The following is a 22,816-nucleotide window of genomic DNA, read 5'->3' as shown; positions in this document are numbered from 1 at the left end:
GCTCACCGCCCTTTTCTATTAGAATGACATTAATCGCTATACCCTAGTAAAACGGCTTCAATATAAGAAGAAGGATTCATTAAAGATTCAACAGCTATATTCACGTAATCATATAATCCCTCTGCGCCTAATCCAAGTCCAATTGTTAACAAAACGAGTGTTACTATAGGAAACATGACACCTTTCGTACTGCTCTTTTCCATATCTTCTGATAGAATCGTTTCTCCCCAAAAGCTGTTCATAAATATCTTCATGACAGAAAAGAGCACCATCAAACTCGTTATTAATCCAATTGCCCCTAGCCAGTAATAGCCAACCGCAAAGGTTCCTTCTGTTATATATACTTTGCCGATAAAACCGCTTAATGGAGGAATACCCGCTATTGAAAGAGCAACAATAAAGAACATCCATCCTAGATAAGGGTGTGTCTTAATTAGACCACTAATATCATTCAGTTTACTTGTACCTACAAGAGCAATAATCACACCGCCGATAAGGAAAATAACTGCTTTAATCACCATATCGTGAATTAAATAATAGATTGAACCAGTTAATCCTTCATGTGTATACGTAGCTAAGCCTGCTAAAATAAATCCAACACCAACTATGACATTATATGTTAAAATCTTTTTAATATCATTAAAGGCAATGGCACCAATTGCACCGAGCAGCATAGTAATAGCTGCCATAATACCAATAATTAAATGTGTAACCTCTGGTTGATGATAAAAAATCAAAGTAAAGAATCTAAAGATCGCGTATATTCCTACTTTCGTAAGTAGCGCTGCAAAGATTGCCGCTACAGCTGTCGGGGGTGCACTATAAGATCCCGGTAACCAGAAGAATAAGAATAAACCCGCCTTTAAACTAAAGACAAATAAAAACATCATTGCCACTGCAGTAATAATCCCACTCTGCCCTACTTCTCCTACACGTTCTGCTAAATGAGCCATATTAATCGTCCCTGTTACTGAATATAAATATGCAACAGCTGCTAAAAATAGGAAAGATGCTAGAAGGTTGATTAACACATATTTGATAGACTCTCTTAATTGCTTCTTCTCTCCACCTAACGTGATTAATGCATAGGAGGAGATTAACATTACTTCAAAACACACGAATAAGTTAAAAACATCACCTGTAAGAAAAGATCCATTTACTCCTGTAATTAAGAATAGGAACAGTGGATAAAAGTAATGCCTTTCTCGATCCTCACCAATGGAACCAAAAGCAAAGACGAGACAAAGTAGACCAACAATACTTGTTGTCAATAATAGTAGTCCCGAGAACATATCCGCTACCATACTGACACCAAAAGGCGCTTCCCAACCACCTAATTGTAATGTTTGAATACCATTATATTTCACCTGGTAAATCAAAAATCCTGAAATAACTCCCGTAGCTATTAGCGTAAACACACTTAAAATCTTATGGAAAAGTATTTTCTGTCTAAATATGACCATCACTAAACCAATAATAAGAGGTACAATGATCGGCATAATGACTAAGTTATTCATTCTCGTCACCTCTCATTTCTGCAGTGTTATCCGTTCCCAGCTCTTGATAAGCTCGGTAACTTAACACGAGAAACAAGGCTGTCGTTGCGAAATTGATAACTATAGCAGTTAAAATAAGAGCTTGAGGAAGCGCATCCGTAAATGTAGTTGTATCTATCCCCAATAAAGGCGGACCACCACTTTTTAAGCCCCCCATGGTAAGAATAAGCAAATGAACACCATGACTGATAATTGAAGTTCCTAAAATAATTCTTATCAAGCTCTTCGTTAATATTAAATACGTACCAATTGTAAATAAGACACCAATTAAGATCGACATTAATGTTTCCATATTATCGATCCTCACTAATTGTCATAATAATAACCATTGCTGTTCCAATAACAGCTAATGCGACACCAACATCAAATAGTACTGCTGTAGCCAATTCAGTCTTCCCAAAAATCGGCAAATTGAAATAGTCGAAAGCTTGGAATAAAAATGGTTTATCGAATAAAATTCCACCCAAACCAGTAAAAACAGCGATAAGGACACCAACAGCCGTCAATACTTTAAAATCAAATGGAAAGTTAGCTCGGATTGAATCGATATCATATGTCAGAAACAAAAGCGTAAGGGCTGCAGCAAAGGCAAGTCCTCCAATAAATCCGCCACCTGGATTGTGGTGACCAGCTAAAAACAAATAAATCGCAAAGGTAAGAATAATGACCACCGCAACATTCGTTACTGCCCTTAAAATAATATCATTAGGCTTTTTCATTATTTCTCCCTCCTTGAAAACCGTAATTTAATCAGTGTATATACACTTAACGCTGTAATACATAACACAAAGATTTCTAACATCGTATCAATACCCCTGAAATCAACTAATATTGCATTTACGATATTCTTCGCTCCTGCTAATTCATATGAATCCTCATAATAACTTGCTATCGGTTCAAATATTTGTGTACCATTTGCCGAAAACGCGAATACTGTTACCACTGCACCAACCGCAATCGAGATAATTAAATTCAATGGCTTAAATGGTACACCCTTTTTATGCTTTTGCGTTTGCTCTTTGAATTTTGGTAAATGAAAAAAGCAAAGCAAGAATAAGGCTGTAGTGACCGTTTCTACTACTAGTTGAGTTAAAGCTAAATCTGGTGCTCTAAAAATGACGAAAAACAAGGATACTAAATAACCTAAAACACCTAGCGAAATAATAGCAGTCAACCTTGATTTCGCTAATAAAATTGTAAATGCAGCTACTAGCATGGAGAACATAATGGCTAACTCAAAAATGTTCACAGGGGCATCATTGGTCAAATCAATCGTAATAGAATTAGTAATGATTAAGGTACCACCAATTAATAAAACGAAGAATGTAAATATATAAGCAAGATAATCACGCGTGTATCCTGTCATATATTTATTTGTCATACTTGCTGCAATTCTTTGCGATGTTTCCAAGCTATTATTGTATAGTGCATTAATGGTTAAATTTTGTGGATAAAGACGATAAACTTTGGTCCACTTTTTCAACAATAGATACATGATTGTTCCTACGACAACGACGCCGATTGTCATATATAACTCGGCTGAAAATCCATGCCAAGCTGAAATATGAATATTCAGTACACCTTCTTCTATTAAAGAAGGAAGAATCGCTGATACGGCAGGAACTAATAATAAATCAGCAATTACATTAGGAAAGAAGAAAATAACAATAACCAATGAAGCAAGAATAATAGGTGAAATAAGCATGCCTATTGGTGCTTCATGCGCCTTCTTCTCTAAACGATCTGGTTTATATTTCCCTCTAAATGTCTTAAAGACAAGAATCATACTGTATATAAAGGTAAAAACACTCGCAACCCAAGCGATAATTGGAAACAGTACACCTAATGTTTCCATATTAAATACATCCATTTCCGTTACTTTAACAACAGATGCAAAAAACATTTCCTTACTTAAAAACCCATTAAACGGTGGTAGACCTGCCATTGCAAATGAACCAATTAAGGCAACTGTAAATGTGATAGGCATAACAGTCATTAAACCACCTAGACGTCTAATATCACGCGTACCAGTTTCATGGTCAACGATACCCACTACCATAAATAAGGCACCTTTAAATGTAGAGTGATTAATCATATGAAAAATAGCTGCTGTAATCGCCGCTGCATAAACAGCAGCTTCATTTCCGTAACCGAAATAAAGGGCAGCTGATCCAATCCCAAGCAAGCTCATAATCATTCCCAATTGACTGATCGTGGAATATGCCAGTAATCCTTTTAAATCAATTTGTTTCACAGCGTTGAATGAACCATACAATAGCGTAATTAATCCAACAATTGATATAATCCAAAACCATTCTGCTGTGCCACCAAATATGGGAGTTAATCTTGCAACTAAATAAATTCCTGCTTTTACCATTGTTGCTGAATGCAAATAAGCACTAATTGGTGTAGGCGCCTCCATTGCATCAGGTAACCAAATACTAAAAGGAAACTGTGCTGATTTTGTAAAAGCACCAAGTAAAATTAATATCATAGCTGGTAAGAATAAATCATGAGCAATGATTGTCTCACTCATAGCAAACATTTCTCTAATGCTATACGTGTCCGTTATCATCGATAGCATAATAAAACCAGATAACATCGCTAAGCCACCAAAAATCGTAATTAACATTGATTTTTGAGCACCATATCTGGATTTTTCTCTCTCATACCAATAGGCAATTAATAAAAAGGAGGAGATACTCGTTAATTCCCAGAAAACATATAGAACAAGTATATTATCTGAGAATACAAGTCCTAGCATCGCTCCCATAAAAAGAAGGAGATACACATAAAAATTGTGAAGTGCTTCTTTTTCTTTTGATAAATAATAGATCGAATATAAGATAACGAGAGCACCAATACCCGTGATCAGTAATCCAAAAATCAAACTTAATCCATCTACATACATATCTAAATTAATACCAAACGAGGGGATCCATGGTATCGTTTCGTATATTGTTGCTCCTGAGGATATTTTAGGAATTAATTGAAGCAAATAAACGAATATAATAATAGGAATGAGAATAACAAACCAACCTGAATGCAATCTTTTATTGAAGTATTTATATAACAGCGGGACAAAAATCGCAAAAACAAATGGAATTAAAATCATGATGTGCAACATCGTCAACCGTAGTCCCTCCTCCTGAAATGACTGTGAATAGGTGAATATTAATGAAAAAAAGCTTTTTAAAAATGGGGGTGACATACTTATTCTGTCTTATGTTAATTTATCCATTACATTAATGTTTTAATTAGGGGAAAATAATGTTTCTAACTATCTTGCCACATTTCAAAAATGGCAGAATTCATTAAATTTCATTTTTTAATTGACTGTTTCATTCGCATAGGATATAGTCATACATAGTTTATTGATATTAAATGTAAATTTTTATGAATTTCACATCTATTTCGAGGTGACAAAACATGAAAAAAATTAAAGGACGTATGGACGAAAGCATTTTAGTATGCGTCTATTATGGACCAAATGGTGAAAGACTTATTCAGCGTGGATGCAAGATTGCAAACATGATGGATTGCCCTTTATATATTTTAACGATTGACCCTAAGCCTTTTGATGATATGGATGCAGAGAAGTCTCATTATATTACGAAATGGCAGCAATTAGCTGAAATGCACAGTGCTGATGCTTTCATTTTAAAAGATAATGAAAGAAGACCTGTTTCCAAAGTTATTGCTGATGTCGCTCGCGAAAAAAATATAACACAAATCATTCTTGGGCAAACGGCTCAAAGCCGCTGGGAGCAAATTGCAAAAGGGTCTATTATTAACTCTCTACTAAGAGAAGTACCTTTTGTCGACCTGCATATTATCTCAGTATCACGATCATTAAAAGATGAAGAAGGTCATTTTGAAAAAGGTGTTCGCGCTTATCTCATTAAGGACGGGGACCATTATCGACTTACTTTCAAATATTCTAATGATGTAGAATATGAAGGTATATTCTTCAAAGATCTCGGTACCGATTTTAATAATGGTGTGTTTAAGTTCATGAAAGATAAAAAAACACTGCAGGTTGAATGTACAGATGATGTCATAAAAGATTTCAAAAACGTTGATATGGCTCCTGAATTTGACGAGGAAGATGAAAAATAAAACTTTCTTTCCTCTTAACGCCTCCCATTATATGGAGGTGTTTTTTTTATAAATTGACATCTACTTTTATTAGCTTTTTATCGAATTTATCAATCCCAATATACCTTAACGTTTCAGCTGGCGTATTGTGATTGTATATATTCATTAAAATGGAAATGGCAATCCCTTTCCGATAGGCATGATAACCAAAAGTTTTTCTTAAAGTATGCGTACCGATTTTCCCTTGTACACCAACCTTTTTTGCCGCTTGGTTAATGATACGATAAGCTTGTTGCCTCGTAATAGGTTGTTTGTTCTTTTTAGATTTAAATAAATAATCGTTGTCATTTAATTTAAATAACTTCATATAAGAAGCTAGTTCTTTCAAAATGCTGTTATTTAAATAAAATGCACGAGAGTCACCATTCTTTTCATCCTTAATATATAAAAATTCTTTTAAGCCCTCTTCCTCCCATAAATCTTTAACCTTTAAAAATAATAAATCACTCACTCTTATCCCTGTATTAATCCCTAAGACAAACAGGAGTACATCCCTTTGTGAATGCAATCTTAATTCTGATTTAATTTTGTTAATGTCTTCTATATCCTTAATCGGATCCACAAACTCCACAGGATTTCCTCCTAGAAATTTTAATGTAACTTAATTGTATGTTATCAAAAATTAAGTTACATTACAACTTGTAAGTATACCGTTTAGCCCATTTATTTATATTTTTAAAATTGCTACCATTCTTGATTTTCCTCACTCCAAGACAAAATAAACTTTTACTCATTCAAAATAGCGACCTTTAAAGGTCGCTACAGTTCATTTATAAAGAATAGCCGCTAAAAGATTTTAAAACTTCCATGTAATCATTCTTTGACTTAATTGGAATCCCTTGTTTCAACTGCTCGCATTTTTTACTTTCAAGCTTTCCTAAATCAATAGAAAAAAATGATTGAATAATTTGTGCCTTTCTAGGTTTCCCATTAAAAATGGTGAGTACACCATCTTCAGTAATGCCAAAATATCCATTTGCTTTTAATAATGGCGAAATATCATTTACTTGTTGACGAAAAACCATTTCTCCTTTTTTCATATCCATTAATTGCCACTCATCATATTTTGCCCATAAATCTTCAAATGACCATATCGTTTCGCGCACTCGTTCCTGACTAATTTCTCCATCAATATATTCTCTTTCTAAAATAATATCTATTTGTTCTGGTTTAATTTCTTTATTTGTTTGGTTTTCATTCCCACGACTTACAGCTTGGACGCTATTATGAATACTAAAGGGAAAAGTGATGAGTAAGATAATTAAGGTTATCGCACTTAATTTCTTCATTATTGCCCCTCCTTCACCAAGTATATCCACCTCTTAATACTATTTATTTTCTCCACTTTTTTCTTCCTTATACGCATACTCCCCATTGAGCATATTCCTAGGTCTAAAATCAAATAACAAACATTATGTAAATCATCTAACTCAAAAAAAAATGCACGAACAAATTTATACTCCAAACTTGTTCGTGCTTCATTGATATTGATTACTTTGAATAAAAGATTTCATCAATATTCTCATTTATTTTTTCCATTGGGAGACCTGCTTTTACATCATTATTAATTGTATTTAGGCGAAAGAATTGACTTTCGTTCGTAATAATTCTCACTTTTCTCTCTCCAACAAAGGATTTTACCTTTGAAAAAACCTCTTGTTCAACTTGCTTTTCATCGGCATCTTTATTTAATCTTAAAGCAATTACTACCTTCCCGTCATGCTCTGCCGCTCTCGCTTCTTTTACTTGCTCTACTTCTTCTGCACCATGGATAACTTTTTCAATTAATTCTCCTTCATAAGATTGATAATAGTTAGACCTCGGTACATGATTATACTCAATATGGCCATTATAATTGACATCTGTTTTGCTGAATTTCCCATCTCTTGTTGTATCCGTTTCATCTCCTAGAGAATGATCCATCCACTCTGTTACTGCACCATCATCATCATTTAATAGCTTAAATTTTGATTTTTGATTATGCTGTTCATTCGTATAATAACCCATAGGTACCGTCCCGTTCCGGTTCTCATCTGTCGTCTCACCCGCATCGTTATTCGTACCACAGGCAGCTAAGCTCATCGACATCACAACAGCAAAAGGGACAAATAGAATCTTCTTTCGCATTTAACATACCCCCCACTGGTAATATTAGAGATTTTTCATCTCTTTACTATTTTGCAAAAAACAAGGGGCAGTCATACAAATTAGATTTATCCATCTATTCTTTTTTTCAGCTCTTCCACAAATAATTTCCTTTTCTGAAATTGATCAATGGTTAAGGATAATAATGGTCGCATTTTCTTTGGATAAATATAGGTTCGCTCCCGAATACACCTGTTCCATTCCCGAAAGACATCAGTTGGATAAGAAAGAGCGTACAAAGATTGGTTACTAGTAGTGAGTTCCTTTAATTGAGGGAACTTTTCCATTTCATTTATCTCCCAATCAAGCGTTGGCAAAATTCTGTTTGCATACTGTAAATAATCATATTCCTTTTGGCCAATGGATATTAAGTCAAAATCAATTAAAAATAATTGGTTACTATCATCGCGAATAAAATTATGATGAGCCACATCACCGTGAAGTATCACTTCATTCGCCTCTTTTGTATGCTCTTTTTCCCCCATACCAGATAAAGACCAATCTGCCCATGCTAAATATTCAGCCATTATCTCTTTTGGTATAAAATACTTTAAAATACTTTCATTTTTTTTGAATTGCACAGTCCGAATTCTCCATTTATCTTGCTGGTGGTGGGGAGGCAATAATGTAACATAACGATCCTTCAATTTTTTTGAGACATGATGAAATTTGTCAATGAGATTTAACCCTTCTTTACGGTTGGTTTCGTTTTGGTAAGTAAAAGGCTGTTCAGAAGGGAGGATATAAAATAAACATCCAAAATAAATTCCATCGAAAAATAACGGTGGATCCTTTGCTAAAGGAAGAAAGGAATAAGTATGAACAAATCCCTCCTTTATTAATGAAGAGGTAAATGTTTCTTGAAGCTTAAACTTATGATACGAATGAAACCCTTTTAATATAAATGGTGTGTGGTTTGTTTCTACTTTAAATACATTTTGCCTGATTTGATTGATTTCCAATATGGTCCATGGTATTTGTTTTTGTAAATAGGAGAGGAGACGACTATGATGATCGTCTCCTTTAACATTATCCTTCGAAGTCACTGCTTTCATCATAGCCTCTTGGCATTCCAAACGGTTGTGCGCCACCCATTGGGGCATACCCATAAGGGGAACCATGGTGCGGCATCGGACTATAAGGATAGCCAAAACCTTGATTCATCGGTGCTTGATATTGAGGACCACCACACCCACAATCTTGTGTTCCTGCTACAGTTGGAGGCATTGGCATTTGACTTTGGCTAGGACTTAACGGCATCTGGCTTTGACTTGGACTTAACGGTAATTGTTCTCCTGACTCACTCATACCTTGCACCTGTGGATAGAACGGCATTACACCATGATGATGCATCATATGATGTGGCGGGCATGGCGGTGGACATGGTGGCGGGCATGGATAGCAAGGCTGCTGCATCGCCGGCATCATATAAGTCGGTTGTAGCGGTAATTGCTGATCATACGCTCCTCCTACTTGTGGTGGAAGCTGTGCTTGTTGATCATAGGCACCACTCACTTGCGGCGGGAGTTGTGCTTGCTGATCGTACATACCTCCTACTTGCGGCGGGAGCTGTGCTTGTTGATCATAGGCACCGCCCACTTGCGGTGGGAGCTGTGCTTGTTGATCGTAGGCACCGCCCACTTGTGGCGGGAGCTGTGCTTGCTGATCGTACATACCTCCTACTTGCGGTGGGAGTTGTGCTTGCTGATCGTACATACCTCCTACTTGCGGCGGGAGTTGTGCTTGCTGATCGTACATCCCTCCTACTTGTGGCGACAGTTGTGCCTGTTGTTGATTTTGATATGGTGACATATATGAAGAACTTTCTTCATGGTAATTCGGACTCTCTACACCCGCTACCATACCTTGTTGCTGATAAGGGTTATAAGCACCTTGATTTTGTGGATAATAAGGCTGTTGCATGCCAGGTTGGAACATATTAGGGTTGTAAGGATACATAAGTTGATCATAACCTCCTTGAATTTGCTCCTTCCCTTTAATAGAAGGAGATTGTGATGACTCAGTCGACTTAGGTAAGATATTGGTTGGTTTTGGTGGTAGTTGCGGCATAGGTTTCAACGGTTTCTGTTCTTGAACAGGTTTTAATGGCTTTTGTTCTTGAACAGGTTTTAATGGCTTTTGTTCTTGAACAGGTTTTAATGGCTTTTGTTCTTGAACAGGCTTTAACGGCTTTTGCTCTTGAACAGGTTTTAATGGCTTTTGTTCTTGAACAGGCTTTAACGGCTTTTGCTCTTGAACAGGCTTTAATGGCTTTTGCTCTTGAACAGGTTTTAATGGCTTTTGTTCTTGAACAGGTTTTAAAGGTTTTTGTTTTTCGAAATTCATCATATAGTAGTTGTTTATATCGATATCCGGCAGGATTTGTTTAGGCATTTTAGGTTTATACGGTTTTTTCACTTCTTTTTTTACTGCTTCTTTCTTTACTTCTTCCTTCTTTACCTGTTCTTTTGGCATCTCTTTTGGCATCTCTTTTGGCATCTCTTTTGGCATTTCTTTTTTAGAGCCTACGTTAATCTTTGTTCCTGATAGGGGTGCTTCCTTCTTAATCATCCCACTTGCGCCTGGTACTTTAATTTTCATACCCGGCATAATCATATCAGGGTTACTTAACTGAGTATTCATCTTTTTAAGCTCTTCGAAATTCACGCCGTACTTCTTCGCAATCTTCCATAGGGTATCACCCTTTTGAACGATATGGATTTTCACGCTGGTTCCCTCCTATACAAAACAAACTTTCATTGATGAGAGCTTTATACCATCAATGATTATAACGAATCGGGATAAAAAGTAGCTGCCTAACACCTATAAATAGGTGCGGGCTCATACCTACTTCTCGACGAGTCCATATATTCTATGAAGGAATGGGCAAATTGCTAATAATCTTCAAAAAAACTTATGCAGAAATCATGAAAATTATGATAAACATTATAGGAAAGCACAAAAAAAGGATTTTTTTAATAAAAATTCTGAATACACTTATGAAAATGATTTTTTGTCCACAGAAACATTTATTAATTAATTTACCCATAAAAAAACTACCTAATGAAAGGTAGCCTTATTTCAATTTATTTTATCACCAACATGCGTGCTAAAGCTTGTTTTACTCCTACAGCGATTTGATCATCAACCTTGATTTGATTTATGGGTTCGCCTTTCTCCAACATTTCTAAATTCCATGCCAAATGCATTAAATCAATGCGATTCATTGTCATACATGGACACATATGTGGATTTAATGAAACAATTTGTTTATCTGGATGTGATTGAATGAGACGATTTACTAAGTTCATTTCAGTGCCAATTGCCCACTGAGAACCTGGCTCACTCTTTTCTATTGCCTGAATAATATCATTCGTAGAACCATCCATATCAGACCGCTCAACAACTTCTCTTCTACACTCAGGATGAACAATGATTTTCATTTCTGGTTTGTTTTTTCGTATATCTTCGATGTTCCTTACTGTAAAATTCTCGTGAACTGAGCAATGACCTTTCCATAAAATCACTTTGACCTGCTCATTTCCTCCCTCAAATTCTAATCTATGTTGAATCGGATCCCAGACTGCCATTTCATCTAAAGAAATACCTAACTTATAGGCTGTATTTCTGCCAAGATGTTGATCCGGCAAGAACAAAATCCTTTCCTTTTGTTGGAGCGCCCATTTTACCACTTCTTCTGCATTAGAAGAAGTAACGGTTGCCCCACCATGTTCACCTACAAATGATTTGATGGCAGCTGTTGAATTTACATAAGTAAGCGGTAAAATGGTCTCCCCAAATCGTTCAGTTAATAGATGCCATCCTCTTTCTGTTTGATGGATATTAGCCATATCAGCCATGGAACAGCCCGCTCTCATATCCGGTAAATAGACTTTTTGATTTTTAGTTGTTAGGATATCGGCTGTTTCTGCCATAAAATGTACACCGCAAAACACGATAAACTCAGCTCGGGTATTCTGCACACAAAATTGTGCTAATTTTAATGAATCACCTGTACTATCAGCAAATTGTATCACTTCATCTTTTTGATAATGGTGCCCTGGAATATACAGCTTGTCTCCAAATGTATCCTTCACGCGACGCACAATATTTTCTAACTGCACATTAGATAAAGAACGGTATTTTTCTGGTAAAATCGTTTGTTTTTCAATCGTGTCAAATAGATTCATTTCGTTTCTCCTTCTCGATCACAGACATTCTCACACTAATATCAAGTGCGGCAACAGAATGTGTTAAAGCACCAATTGAAATATAGTCAACACCTGTTTGCCCATACTTATGAAGTTCCTCTAAAACGATACCTCCTGAAGCCTCGGTTATAACACCTTTCGGCACATAAGTTATCCAATCTTCTATTTCTCTAGGTGTACAATTATCAAACATAATGACATCTACGCCAGCAGCAATCGCTTCATTCAATTGCGCTATACTCTCAATTTCGACCTCTATCTTAACCATATGACCAATCTTTGACTTCACACTTTCTACAGCTTTACTTATCGAGCCTGCAAAGCTTATATGATTATCTTTAATCATAACCGCATCATATAACCCGTAGCGGTGATTATAACCACCACCTGTTCGAACTGCATATTTCTCAAGCATCCTTAATCCAGGTGTTGTTTTTCTTGTATCGACAATGCGTGTATGTGTGCTATTTAATAAATCAACCGCTTTCTTTGTTTTCGTTGCGACTGCACACATTCGTTGCACCAAATTTAAAATTACACGTTCTCCCTTTAAAAGTGCTGAGATTGGTCCATACACTTTAAGCAAGACTTCTCCTTGATTAAACCACTCACCTTCCTGTTTGAAGAATTCAAAATGGCATTCATTAGATAACATGGGGAAGCCTACTGTTATGACCTCTCTACCGCAAAACACACCTCTATCCTTCGCTAGAAAAGTAATTGCACCTCTTTCGTGTTCTCCAAAGATCAATTCTGTCGTTAAATCTCTTTCACCAATATCTTCAATGAAGTAATGCTCTAATTGTTTGCGAAGTTTCAATGTATTCATCATGATCACCTTTCTTTTCATGCTTAATTTCTTGTTTCAACCATTCTTCCATTTCAATAGGAAAGTCCTCACGAAAATGTCCCCCTCTACTTTCCTTCCGTTTAAGGGCTGATTTCGTAATGCATCTTGATATTTCCATCATAAAAACGATTTCAATTTCCTCTTGTGATAAATAATCTAATGATTGCGGGAGATGAAAATGATTGAGATAACGTAACTGATCTTGTAAGTTGGCCTTATTCCTTACTATGCCAACATATTCCATCATTCGGTTTTGAATATCTTCTTTTGCAGGTAATCTTCCTTGGATATTCTCTTTCTTAATTTCAAAACGATAATCGCTTCTTTTACCTACGTCATAATCCTTACTCTTATTTATTTGCTGAGCCACTTTTTTACCAAAATACAATCCTTCTAAAAGAGAGTTACTAGCTAAACGATTGGCTCCATGCACGCCCGTCCTTGCCACTTCCCCAATTGCATAAAGATGAGCAATACTTGTTTCGCCACTACCATTCGTCTTGACCCCACCCATAAGAAAGTGGGCACCAGGCGATACTGGTATTAATTGATTTTCAACAATAACGCCATTGGCTTCACATAATTTACTAATAGTCGGAAATCGAGTAGTGAATCGTGCCACCTGCTGGATATTTAAATAAACTTTTCTACCTTGCTTCATAGCTTGATAAATTTCTTGAGCGACAATATGCCTCGGAGCCAAATCCTCAAGTGGGTGAATACCCTTCATTATCGGAATTCCTTGTTCATCAACTAAAACGCCACCTTCCCCACGAACAGCTTCAGAAATAAGACCTTTCGTTTCACCATCCACGTATAATAAAGTCGGATGGAATTGAATAAATTCAAGATCCGTTAATATAGCCCCTGCCCGATATGCAAGAGCTAAACCATCACCGGTAACAACAGGGCTATTAGATGTATATTGAAACAACTGACCACACCCACCAGTTGCTAAAACCACATGTTTGGCGAAAATGATATGGGTTTCGTCTTCTTTTTTTACTTTTACGCCATAGCAAATTTTTTGTTTAACGAGGAGCTCATAAACAAATGCATTTGTTATTACTTCAATATGTCTAGGTAATTGACTGATCATAAAATCAACAAGATGCTTCCCCGTCGCATCGCCGCCACTATGCACAATTCTTTTTTTACAATGCGCTCCTTCTAACCCAAGTGATAATTCCCCGTTTGTATTCTCATCAAATGGAAAGCCTTGTGCACTTAACTCATGAATTAAATCAGGCGCCTCCTTTGTTAAAGCTTCCACAACCTGTTCCTCATTGTGATAGCGTCCAGCATTCAAAGTATCTTGTAGATGGAATGCCCAATCATCTTCTTTACTGAGCGAAGCAGCAACCCCTCCTTGTGCTAAATAAGAATTACTACTTCTGATATCTGACTTTGTGATAATTATCACATGCAAATCATTACGTATTTTTTGTGCTAATTGAAGAGCAGCTAAACCACTCCCAATAATAACCACATCTAAACTTTTCATTGTGATCCTCCTGACAGTAAACTATTCAGGTAAAATTAACATATGTCTTGACACCTATATTTACACAGATTTAAACTGATGACAAGAGTTTTTAACAATATTTATTTCTCCTTCTATCAAAAACAAAGGAATGAAGCCATTTATGATTTACTTAGACTATGCCGCCACCTGCCCCTTATCAAAAGAAGCGGCAGATGCATATGTAAGAACTGCTACTGAATGCTATGGAAACACAGAAAGTTTTCATGATATAGGCAGTCGGGCACATGATTTACTAGAACAATGCCGTTTGACACTAGCTTCTTTTCTACATGTACCGAGTAGTGGAATTTATTTTACAAGTGGAGGGACGGAAAGTAACCTTATTTGTATCCGATCTCTTTTAACCTTAACGGATACAAAAGGACATATTATTACCACTTTAGCTGAGCATTCTTCTATTTCTAACTTTTTATCTATACTTGAAGATAATGGTTATGAGGTGACTTATCTACCATTTGATCATAATGGTCAAATTGATTGTAAGCAATTCGCGGCCGCTATTAGGCCAGATACCATTCTTGCTATTATTCAACATGCCAATAGTGAACTTGGTTCAATCCAACCAATCGAGGAAGTAAGCGCATTATGTAAAATTCATCAAATCTTCCTTCATTGTGACTGTGTCCATTCCTTTACGAAAGTAGATATCACTCATGTGAGCCAAGCCGTTGATAGTCTTGCTATATCTGCCCATAAATTTTACGGACCAAAAGGAGCAGGTTTAGCCTATATACATCCTGCACATCCCATTCGTGGCTTACTACCTAATACTTCACATGAAAAGGGATTGAGGCCAGGTACAGTCAATCTACCAGCTATAGTCGCTATGACAATAGCTGCAGATGAAAGCATGAAAACATGGAAACAAACAAGAACGCACGCACAAATCCTTCGCCAAGCTTTCATCACTCATTGTGCCCATTTTGACTCTATTATTTATGAGGCACCAAGAGAAAGACAAATCCTATCTACTATAGGAATGCGAATACCTGGAATTGAAGGACAGTATGTGATGTTAGAAGCGAACCGCAAAGGCTTTTGCATTGCTACTGGTAGTGCTTGTGCGACCAATGCGCAAATGCCATCCACAGCTATGTCTGCCATCGGGGTTAATGGAAAAGCAGCGAAAGAATTTTTCAGAATATCTACTGGAACAGAAACCTCGAAAGAACAATTAATCGCACTTGCCGAATTTCTAGCAACATTAAAGGAAAGCATGGGATAACTTTATTTATACTGGATTCCTATGGTAAAATTATTGATTATGGTTATAGTAGAGGGGATTAAGAATGAGCGAACAAAAAAAGGTGCTTGGAGAAGACAGACGGATGAAACTACTCCAATTATTGAAGGAAAGTGAAGAGCCTATTACAGGTAGTGAACTAGCAGCAAAATACCATGTTAGCAGACAAGTAATCGTTGGTGATATTACACTGTTAAAAGCAAGAAATGAACCAATTATTGCCACAAGTCAAGGATACTTAAGGTTAAATCATACTTCACCACATCCGGTAGCTACAAGAACAATAGCTAGTAACCATTCACCTGAACAAACAGAAGAAGAGTTAAACTTACTTGTTGATCATGGCGTCACCGTAAAAGATGTCACCATCGAGCATCCAGTATATGGTGATTTGACAGCATCTATTATGGTTTCTGACCGCAAAGAAGTAAAACAGTTTATGAAGAAAATTCATTCTACTCAATCTAGTTATTTATCAGAATTAACAGGTGGGATTCATTTACACACGATTACGAGCAGCAGTGAAGCAAAGCTTGATGAAGCAGAAGAGGCATTGAAAAAATCAGGATTTCTTATCGAAATAGATACATAATACTTGCTAGGAAATAGTACTTGATAAAAAGAAAGTAGAGCATGCACTCTACTTTCTTTTTTGTTATTTATGAGTCAATTCTTCTATCTTCCCGAGTTGATATGAAGGATAACTACCTAAAATTTGCACTTTGCAACCTAAAGCCTCTAATTCCGCTTTCACGCCTGGAATAAGCACATCATCTATTTTCTGGTCGATATCAATAATAAAGAAATAATTCCCTAATCCTGTTTTCATTGGTCTTGACTCGATTTTTGATAAATTTAAATTTCTCCATGAAAAGGCAGATAGCACTTGGTGAAGGGCCCCAGCACGATCATCAGGTAACGAGACCATTACAGTTGTCTTATATCCTTTTGACTTCTGCGCTGTCTTGAGGTGACAATCTTGCTTTGCCACTACAATAAACCGTGTATGATTATGTGAATAATCATGAATATCTTTGTGAGCTATGGTTAATTGATATTCTTCTGCTGCTAAAGCATTGGCTATTGCAGCAACCTTTTCGTCAGGATGTTCACTTACATATTTTGCAGCTGCAGCCGTTGATGTCATATTAACAAGTTCAACATCTTTTAAAGTCGAATGTAGGAACCGATGGCATTGTGCAATCGCATGAGAATGACTATATACCGTTTGAATATCTTCTAGTTTTTGGCTAGGGTGAATAAGTAAATGTTGTCTAATAGGGATGGTCATTTCACCCACAATTGGGTAAAGTGCCTCATGAACTAAATAATCTAAAGTAATATTAACTGATCCTTCTAAAGCATTTTCAATTGGTACAACAGCTAAATCAATTTCATCATTTGCTAAAGAATCTAAACAAGCAGGAATGGTCGCTTGTGGAATTGCTCTATCTTCTGGAAATAACCCGCGAACGGCTATATCTGTAAAAGTAGCAACTGGTCCTAAGAAGCCTATTTTTTTCATTGTGAACACCTTTCATCAGTAGCTTCATTCTATGTAGCCACAACAAATTTGAATTATGAAAAAACTCATTATACTATACTTTAACACTTTAGTTTATGGATGTAAAAGAGGTTTTTTATCTTTTTTATAAGATATCTTTCTTTTTAAAATCGAGATCGTTTATATGAACTGTCAATGCGTAAACCTATACGTTTTGACTTGCCTATTATTTCATTGCCTCTGACTCGTTTCTACATGTACGTTTGAAACTTCACCAGTTTATTTTACTAAGCTGTTCGAGTAATTCATTTTAGGTATAATAATCCCCTTATTAAAATGAATAAGACGCAAGAGTTTTTAACTCATGCGCCTGAACTTAATACTTCTACTTTATCTACAAATTCTAGTTTCCTTAAATCGGATAATAAATGATCGATTCCTACCGCCATATCAGCAACATTTAGTGATAAGGTGACATTGGCACGACCTAAAATCGGAATGGTTTGATGGATGGTTAATACATTACAACCTGATCCAGCCACAATACTTAATAATTGTGACAATGTGCCCGACCGATCCTCCAAATGAAAAAACAATGTAATAATTCTTTCCTTCACGATTGTATGGAAAGGAAAAACAGTATCGCGATATTTATAAAATGCGCTGCGACTCAAATCTACCTTATGGACAGCGTCCCAGACAGACTCTGCTTTTCCCCTTTCAATCATTTCTTTTGCATCCAAAGTCTTTTTCATAGCCTCAGGCAATACATCTTCTCGGACAAGGAAGAATTTTTTATCTAATTTATCCTGTTTCATCTTTCACCTCATTGAAATTTTAAGGTTAGTCAATAAATTCAAATTCATAATCTAATAACTTGACGATATCCCCGTCTTTTGCACCTTTTTCGCGTAATGCTTCATCTACACCCATCCCTCTTAATTGACGGGCGAAACGTCTAACCGATTCATCTCTGCTAAAATCAGTCATCTTAAATAATTTCTCAACTGCATCACCTGACACAATAAAGTCACCAGCTGAATCTCTTGTAATCGTAAATTCTACTTGATCTGCTTCATGTTTATAAAGTACACGGTGAACACCTGTATCCTCTTCTTCATGTTCAAGTGGGAATTCTGGTGTTTCTTCTACCTTATCTGCAATCGCAAATAATAGCTCACGTAGACCAGATCTTGTAACAGCAGAGATCGGGAAAATTGGATACTCCTCTTCAAGTTGCTCCTTAAATGCCGCTAAGTGTTCTTCTGCATCAGGCATGTCCATCTTGTTAGCTACAATAATTTGTGGACGTTCTGTTAAACGTAAATTATATTCCTGTAATTCATTATTGATTGTCACATAATCTTCGTAAGGATCTCTGCCTTCCATTCCTGACATATCAATCACATGAACAATTACTCGTGTACGTTCAATATGTCTTAAAAATTGATGTCCAAGGCCAACTCCAGAATGAGCACCTTCAATTAACCCAGGTAAATCAGCCATGACAAAACTACGATTATCTTCTGTTTCTACCATACCCAAATTAGGAACGATTGTCGTAAAATGATACGCGCCAATTTTTGGCCTAGCAGCAGAAACGACAGAAAGTAAAGTCGACTTACCAACACTTGGGAATCCAACTAGCCCAACATCTGCAAGCAATTTCAACTCAAGCATAACTTCTCTATCTTGACCTGGCTCTCCATGTTCTGATAATTCCGGTGCAGGATTGGCAGGTGTAGCGAACCTTGAATTTCCACGACCTCCACGGCCACCTTTTGCTATGATTGCCTGTTGGCCATGCTCAGTTAAATCTGCAATTACTTCACCAGTCTCAGCATCCGTAACCACAGTTCCCGGCGGTACTTTTATAATCATGTCCTTCGAGTTTCTGCCATGCTGATTTTTAGACATTCCGTGCTCACCACGTTCCGCTTTGAAATGTCGTTTATATCTAAAATCCATTAGCGTTCTTAAACCTTCTTCAACAATAAAGACAACATTCGCGCCCTTACCACCGTCCCCACCAGCTGGACCGCCTTTAGGAACATATTTTTCACGACGAAAGGCTACCATTCCGTTCCCACCGTCGCCACCTTTTACATACACCTTGACCTGATCGACAAACATAAGATCTATTTCCTCCTATTCAAAAGATGCACATGAATATGAACACCCATGACTCTTGCTGTTTATAATATCTTTTACTGACTAGCTTTTTACTATTAAATAAATCCACTTTACTTCTCTTCAAAAAGAACAAAGAAATCAAATGATATTTCATCTTCTGTTAAGCGCCTCACTGTAAGCCCCATACTTGTTGATTGCTCTAGTAAAAATAAGCGAATCTGCTGCATATAAGTAATTGTTCCACTAAAATCAAAAAAGAAACGGACACCCTGCTTTTCTGGATTAATTGATATAGATAAATGATTATCAGCAAATGGCTGTACAGCATCATTTAAGCAAGAGAAAAAAGATCTTGTCCAATCAGTTAAACTTTTATCATCCAGTTGATCACATTTGAATACTTCATAAACGTCATACTCTAATTGAAATTTTGGATTTCGCCAATTGTACGTAAATAAAAGTGAAGCAAATTGAGGCATTTGTAGGTTTGATAACTTTGCCTCTTGTTGCGCTTCCACAACAATTTCATCAATAATTTCTTTTGCCCGTTCCACCTTATTTAAGCTTAAATTGCCTTTAATTAGTTGTATTTTATTTAACCAATCATGCCTTGCATGACGTAGCACTTCAACAATATCCCAATCTTTTTCCATAATTGACTCCTACATCTTCTTTTATGGTCCTCAGCCATTACATTGATATGGTGTTAGTATAACAAAAAAAACCCATAGCCGTATGTACCTTAGCAAAAAGAAAGGTAAGAATTTTTAAATCTGCCCCTATATTTAAGGTTCCATCAATAGAATTGCATAAAAAGTAGCGGACTTTTATCAAAAGAGGACAGTTTGAGGAGAATATATGTGGGATGAATGACATGAAGAGAACTCTAACCATTAATGGTTAGAGTTCTCCACTCAATCTTATGCTTCTTGAGCTGCAGGGTATACGCTAACTTGCTTACGGTCACGTCCAAGACGCTCAAATTTTACAACTCCGTCCACTTTCGCGAAAAGAGTATCGTCTCCACCTTTACCCACGTTTACACCTGGGTAAATTTTCGTACCGCGTTGACGGTAAAGAATAGAACCACCAGTAACGAATTGACCATCTGCACGCTTAGCACCTAAGCGCTTAGAGATTGAGTCACGTCCGTTCTTTGTAGAACCTACTCCTTTTTTAGATGCGAACAACTGAAGATCTAATTTTAATAGCATGAAATCCACCTCCTACTGTTTGAAGGTTATTTTTATATTTTCCGGATAGTTCTCAACGATCGTTTGCAATGAGACAACCATTCCCTCAAGCAATAATTGGACTTTTTCTTCTATATCTTGAGCAAGATCGCTCGGAAGAATACAGGATAATAGTCCAGATTCCATTTGAATATGCGGGGTAACTCCCGCTAACTGATGGATGCTATTAACGCACCCAACTGAAACAGCTGATACACCTGCACAGACAATGTCCTCACCATTATTAGCAAACAGGGCATGACCACTTATTTCAAATGATTGTATGAGTCCAGAACGATTACGATGAATGCTTACATCAATCATCAATCATCAACCTTATGCGTTGATTTTATCAATCACAACTTTAGTGTACGGTTGACGGTGACCTTGTTTCTTATGATAGTTTTTCTTTGCTTTGTATTTGAATACAGTGATTTTCTTCGCACGACCTTGTTTTTCAACTTTAGCCGTAACTGAAGCACCATCAACAACTGGGCTTCCAACTTTCACACTGTCTCCACCTACGAAAAGAACCTTTTCAAAAGTAACTGTTTCGCCTGCTTCTGCGTTAAGCTTTTCGATGTAGATTGTTTGACCTTCTTCTACACGGATTTGCTTACCACCAGTTTCAATAATTGCGTACATAACTGCACCTCCTCTTAAGACTAAGACTCGCCATCCCAGGTGTCCTGCCAAAGCAGAAGCTTAATGACCTTTTCTGCGCGGTTGTAGCATGGGCGCTACAAACATAACATCAAAATGTTATCATACACATACTGTACTGTCAACACGATTACACTTGCATTTCTTTCAAAGGACCAAATCTTTTTATATGATAGCTTGGTTTTGGGCGATCAATGAAATCGAAAACAATGTGTTTCGCACAGCTTTCTTCTAATTGCTGTAACTCCTCTTTAGTGTATACAGCAACGACATCCCTTGTCACCTCTATAAGAACCGCTTCCTCATCACGGGTCCGATACGACCACAATTCTCTCTCTAAACGAAAGGCAACCGTTTCTGCGCGCAATACCTTACCCTTCCCATGACAAACTGTACAATTCTCTTGTAAAGCTTCAGAAAGAGACACCTTCGTTTTCTTTCTCGTCAATTGTAAAATACCAAGAGGTGTAAATCCAATTACTTTTATTTGTCTTTCATCGGTAGCTAGGGCCTCTTTTATAACAGATAAAATATGTATTCTATCCTGCTCTTTTTCCATACTAATAAAATCTATCAGTATCATTCCTGCTAAGTCCCTGATACGTATTTGTCTCGCCACCTCCCTTGCCGCTAATTCATTTGTTTTTAAGACCGTATCTTGCAATTGGTGTTTTCCAGAAAATTTACCTGTGTTCACATCAATAATAGCTAACGCTTCTGTTTCATCAAAAATCAGATAAGCACCATTATCTAACCACACAATTCTTTTTAATGCTTTTTCAATTTCACGTTCGAGACCATAGGCTGTAAAGATAGCTTCTTGATTCGTATGAAGTTGAAATGTGACATTGTCTTTAGGTTGTAACTGCTTTTTGACAGTAGCATCATCCACAATTACTTCCCCACTTTTCATTTTTTGTATGACTTGACGTAATTTATGTAAAAATTGATTTTCTGTTTGAACTACACCGGGTCTTTTTATTAAGAGAGAGGCGGCATGGAGTTGCTGATATTTCACACGCAATTGTGTTAATTCTTTTTCCAGTACAGCCATATCAACATCTTTCGCAGCAGTCCTAATCACTAGACCTTCCTTTGCTTCGAGCAACCTCGCACAGTTTTGCTTTAATTGTTCTCTGACACTCTGATTAGTAATTTTCTTGGATACAGCAAGATAATTCCCAAACGGCAAATAGACCATATAATTGCCTTGCAATTCAACGATCCCAGTTAACCTTGGTCCTTTCGTTCCCGTTTGATCCTTTTCTACTTGTACAAGTAACCTTTCCCCTTGATGGACAAAAGAAGAAAGGTTACGTTTTTCCTTCTTATCATCATCTTCAAGTGCATAACTTTGTAATTTATCCTTATGCAAAAAGCCACTCTTTTCTTCACCAATATTGACAAAGAGTGCATTTAACCCCGGCATTACCTTTTCAACTATGCCTAGATAGATATTCCCTACTTTTGTCTCGAGTTGTAAAGGTTCAATATACAATTCTTCAACTTCATTTTGATCGAGCAGGGCATACCTTTTTTCTCTATTTATTGTATTGATCACTAATCTTTTCAAAT

23 protein-coding genes and 1 other annotated feature are annotated in these 22,816 nt (G+C 36.7%); of the genes, 3 read left to right on the top strand and 20 right to left on the bottom strand.

The genetic code is table 11. The features are described 5' to 3' along the window. Positions 1 to 29: 29 nt before the first annotated feature. Genes LCM23_RS04470 through LCM23_RS04455 form a run of 4 tightly spaced genes read right to left on the bottom strand, consistent with a single transcriptional unit; the run spans position 30 to position 4,689 of the window. Positions 30 to 1,517, bottom strand: coding sequence for a Na+/H+ antiporter subunit D (locus tag LCM23_RS04470; protein ID WP_224935871.1), 1,488 nt, complete (start codon positions 1,515 to 1,517; stop codon positions 30 to 32). Further along, on the bottom strand, positions 1,510 to 1,848 hold the full coding sequence (locus tag LCM23_RS04465; protein ID WP_095372427.1) for a Na(+)/H(+) antiporter subunit C: 339 nt from the start codon (positions 1,846 to 1,848) through the stop codon (positions 1,510 to 1,512). Before LCM23_RS04465 ends, LCM23_RS04470 begins: the two co-directional genes overlap by 8 nt. Position 1,849: 1 nt before the next feature. Then, complete coding sequence (locus LCM23_RS04460; protein ID WP_224935870.1) at positions 1,850 to 2,275, bottom strand: Na(+)/H(+) antiporter subunit B; 426 nt, start codon at positions 2,273 to 2,275, stop codon at positions 1,850 to 1,852. Next, complete coding sequence (locus tag LCM23_RS04455; RefSeq protein WP_224935869.1) at positions 2,275 to 4,689, bottom strand: Na+/H+ antiporter subunit A; 2,415 nt, start codon at positions 4,687 to 4,689, stop codon at positions 2,275 to 2,277. The genes LCM23_RS04460 and LCM23_RS04455 overlap by 1 nt, the downstream gene beginning before the upstream one ends. A 296-nt stretch (positions 4,690 to 4,985) precedes the next feature. On the opposite strand from LCM23_RS04455, the gene LCM23_RS04450 reads away from it, so the two are divergent. Continuing rightward, positions 4,986 to 5,675 carry a universal stress protein gene (locus LCM23_RS04450; protein WP_095372425.1) on the top strand — a complete coding sequence of 230 codons (690 nt, stop codon included), beginning with the start codon at positions 4,986 to 4,988 and terminating at the stop codon, positions 5,673 to 5,675. 46 nt (positions 5,676 to 5,721) lie between these two features. On the opposite strand, the gene LCM23_RS04445 is transcribed toward LCM23_RS04450, so the two are convergent. From LCM23_RS04445 to nadB, 8 genes are all read right to left on the bottom strand, one after another. Further along, complete coding sequence (locus LCM23_RS04445) at positions 5,722 to 6,285, bottom strand: tyrosine-type recombinase/integrase (RefSeq protein WP_095372424.1); 564 nt, start codon at positions 6,283 to 6,285, stop codon at positions 5,722 to 5,724. 199 nt (positions 6,286 to 6,484) lie between these two features. Continuing rightward, the gene (locus LCM23_RS04440; protein WP_224935868.1) at positions 6,485 to 7,003 is read right to left on the bottom strand and encodes an intercompartmental signaling factor BofC; all 519 of its coding nucleotides are present in this window, start codon (positions 7,001 to 7,003) and stop codon (positions 6,485 to 6,487) included. A 202-nt stretch (positions 7,004 to 7,205) separates the two neighbouring features. Then, positions 7,206 to 7,841, bottom strand: a complete 636-nt coding sequence (locus LCM23_RS04435; protein ID WP_224935867.1) for a YhcN/YlaJ family sporulation lipoprotein — start codon at positions 7,839 to 7,841, stop codon at positions 7,206 to 7,208. 86 nt (positions 7,842 to 7,927) lie between these two features. Then, a complete protein-coding gene (locus tag LCM23_RS04430; RefSeq protein WP_224935866.1) occupies positions 7,928 to 8,914 on the bottom strand; it encodes a phosphotransferase in 987 nt (328 codons plus the stop codon). Beyond that, entirely contained in the window at positions 8,889 to 10,586 is a 1,698-nt protein-coding gene (gene safA, locus LCM23_RS04425) for a SafA/ExsA family spore coat assembly protein (RefSeq protein ID WP_224935865.1), read from the bottom strand. The genes LCM23_RS04430 and safA overlap by 26 nt, the downstream gene beginning before the upstream one ends. A gap of 359 nt (positions 10,587 to 10,945) precedes the next feature. After that, entirely contained in the window at positions 10,946 to 12,049 is a 1,104-nt protein-coding gene (gene nadA, locus LCM23_RS04420; protein WP_224935864.1) for a quinolinate synthase NadA, read from the bottom strand. Continuing rightward, a complete protein-coding gene (gene nadC, locus LCM23_RS04415; protein WP_224935863.1) occupies positions 12,036 to 12,899 on the bottom strand; it encodes a carboxylating nicotinate-nucleotide diphosphorylase in 864 nt (287 codons plus the stop codon). Before nadC ends, nadA begins: the two co-directional genes overlap by 14 nt. Continuing rightward, positions 12,853 to 14,424, bottom strand: a complete 1,572-nt coding sequence (gene nadB / locus LCM23_RS04410) for an L-aspartate oxidase (RefSeq protein ID WP_224935862.1) — start codon at positions 14,422 to 14,424, stop codon at positions 12,853 to 12,855. Before nadB ends, nadC begins: the two co-directional genes overlap by 47 nt. A 142-nt stretch (positions 14,425 to 14,566) precedes the next feature. On the opposite strand from nadB, the gene LCM23_RS04405 reads away from it, so the two are divergent. Then, positions 14,567 to 15,691: an IscS subfamily cysteine desulfurase gene (locus LCM23_RS04405; RefSeq protein ID WP_224935861.1), complete on the top strand. Its 1,125-nt coding sequence runs from the start codon at positions 14,567 to 14,569 to the stop codon at positions 15,689 to 15,691. A 64-nt stretch (positions 15,692 to 15,755) separates the two neighbouring features. Beyond that, entirely contained in the window at positions 15,756 to 16,301 is a 546-nt protein-coding gene (locus LCM23_RS04400; RefSeq protein ID WP_224935860.1) for a transcription repressor NadR, read from the top strand. A 63-nt stretch (positions 16,302 to 16,364) separates the two neighbouring features. Here the strand turns inward: LCM23_RS04400 and pheA are convergent, their stop codons facing one another. The 8 genes from pheA to LCM23_RS04360 all read right to left on the bottom strand — a co-directional run bounded on the left by pheA (position 16,365) and on the right by LCM23_RS04360 (position 22,814). After that, entirely contained in the window at positions 16,365 to 17,234 is an 870-nt protein-coding gene (pheA, locus tag LCM23_RS04395) for a prephenate dehydratase (RefSeq protein ID WP_224935859.1), read from the bottom strand. Between the two features lie 341 nt (positions 17,235 to 17,575). Continuing rightward, entirely contained in the window at positions 17,576 to 18,031 is a 456-nt protein-coding gene (locus LCM23_RS04390; protein WP_095372413.1) for an ACT domain-containing protein, read from the bottom strand. 25 nt (positions 18,032 to 18,056) lie between these two features. Then, positions 18,057 to 19,346 carry a GTPase ObgE gene (gene obgE, locus LCM23_RS04385; protein WP_224935858.1) on the bottom strand — a complete coding sequence of 430 codons (1,290 nt, stop codon included), beginning with the start codon at positions 19,344 to 19,346 and terminating at the stop codon, positions 18,057 to 18,059. Positions 19,347 to 19,456: 110 nt separating this feature from the next. Then, positions 19,457 to 19,999: a sporulation initiation phosphotransferase B gene (locus LCM23_RS04380; protein ID WP_095372411.1), complete on the bottom strand. Its 543-nt coding sequence runs from the start codon at positions 19,997 to 19,999 to the stop codon at positions 19,457 to 19,459. A gap of 267 nt (positions 20,000 to 20,266) precedes the next feature. Further along, on the bottom strand, positions 20,267 to 20,560 hold the full coding sequence (gene rpmA, locus LCM23_RS04375) for a 50S ribosomal protein L27 (RefSeq protein WP_009333115.1): 294 nt from the start codon (positions 20,558 to 20,560) through the stop codon (positions 20,267 to 20,269). A 12-nt stretch (positions 20,561 to 20,572) separates the two neighbouring features. After that, on the bottom strand, positions 20,573 to 20,902 hold the full coding sequence (locus tag LCM23_RS04370; protein WP_224935857.1) for a ribosomal-processing cysteine protease Prp: 330 nt from the start codon (positions 20,900 to 20,902) through the stop codon (positions 20,573 to 20,575). Positions 20,903 to 20,914: 12 nt separating this feature from the next. Next, positions 20,915 to 21,223, bottom strand: coding sequence for a 50S ribosomal protein L21 (rplU, locus tag LCM23_RS04365; RefSeq protein ID WP_095372409.1), 309 nt, complete (start codon positions 21,221 to 21,223; stop codon positions 20,915 to 20,917). 13 nt (positions 21,224 to 21,236) lie between these two features. Further along, positions 21,237 to 21,316, bottom strand: a sequence feature (ribosomal protein L21 leader region). Positions 21,317 to 21,371: 55 nt separating this feature from the next. Next, positions 21,372 to 22,814: an Rne/Rng family ribonuclease gene (locus LCM23_RS04360; RefSeq protein ID WP_224935856.1), complete on the bottom strand. Its 1,443-nt coding sequence runs from the start codon at positions 22,812 to 22,814 to the stop codon at positions 21,372 to 21,374. Between the last annotated feature and the right edge of the window lie 2 nt (positions 22,815 to 22,816).

Origin of the sequence: Cytobacillus kochii (assembly GCF_020171845.1) — a bacterium.
In the GTDB taxonomy this organism is placed as follows: Bacteria; Bacillota; Bacilli; order Bacillales; family Cytobacillaceae; genus Cytobacillus; species Cytobacillus kochii.
This window is presented reverse-complemented; position numbering and strand designations above follow the sequence as displayed.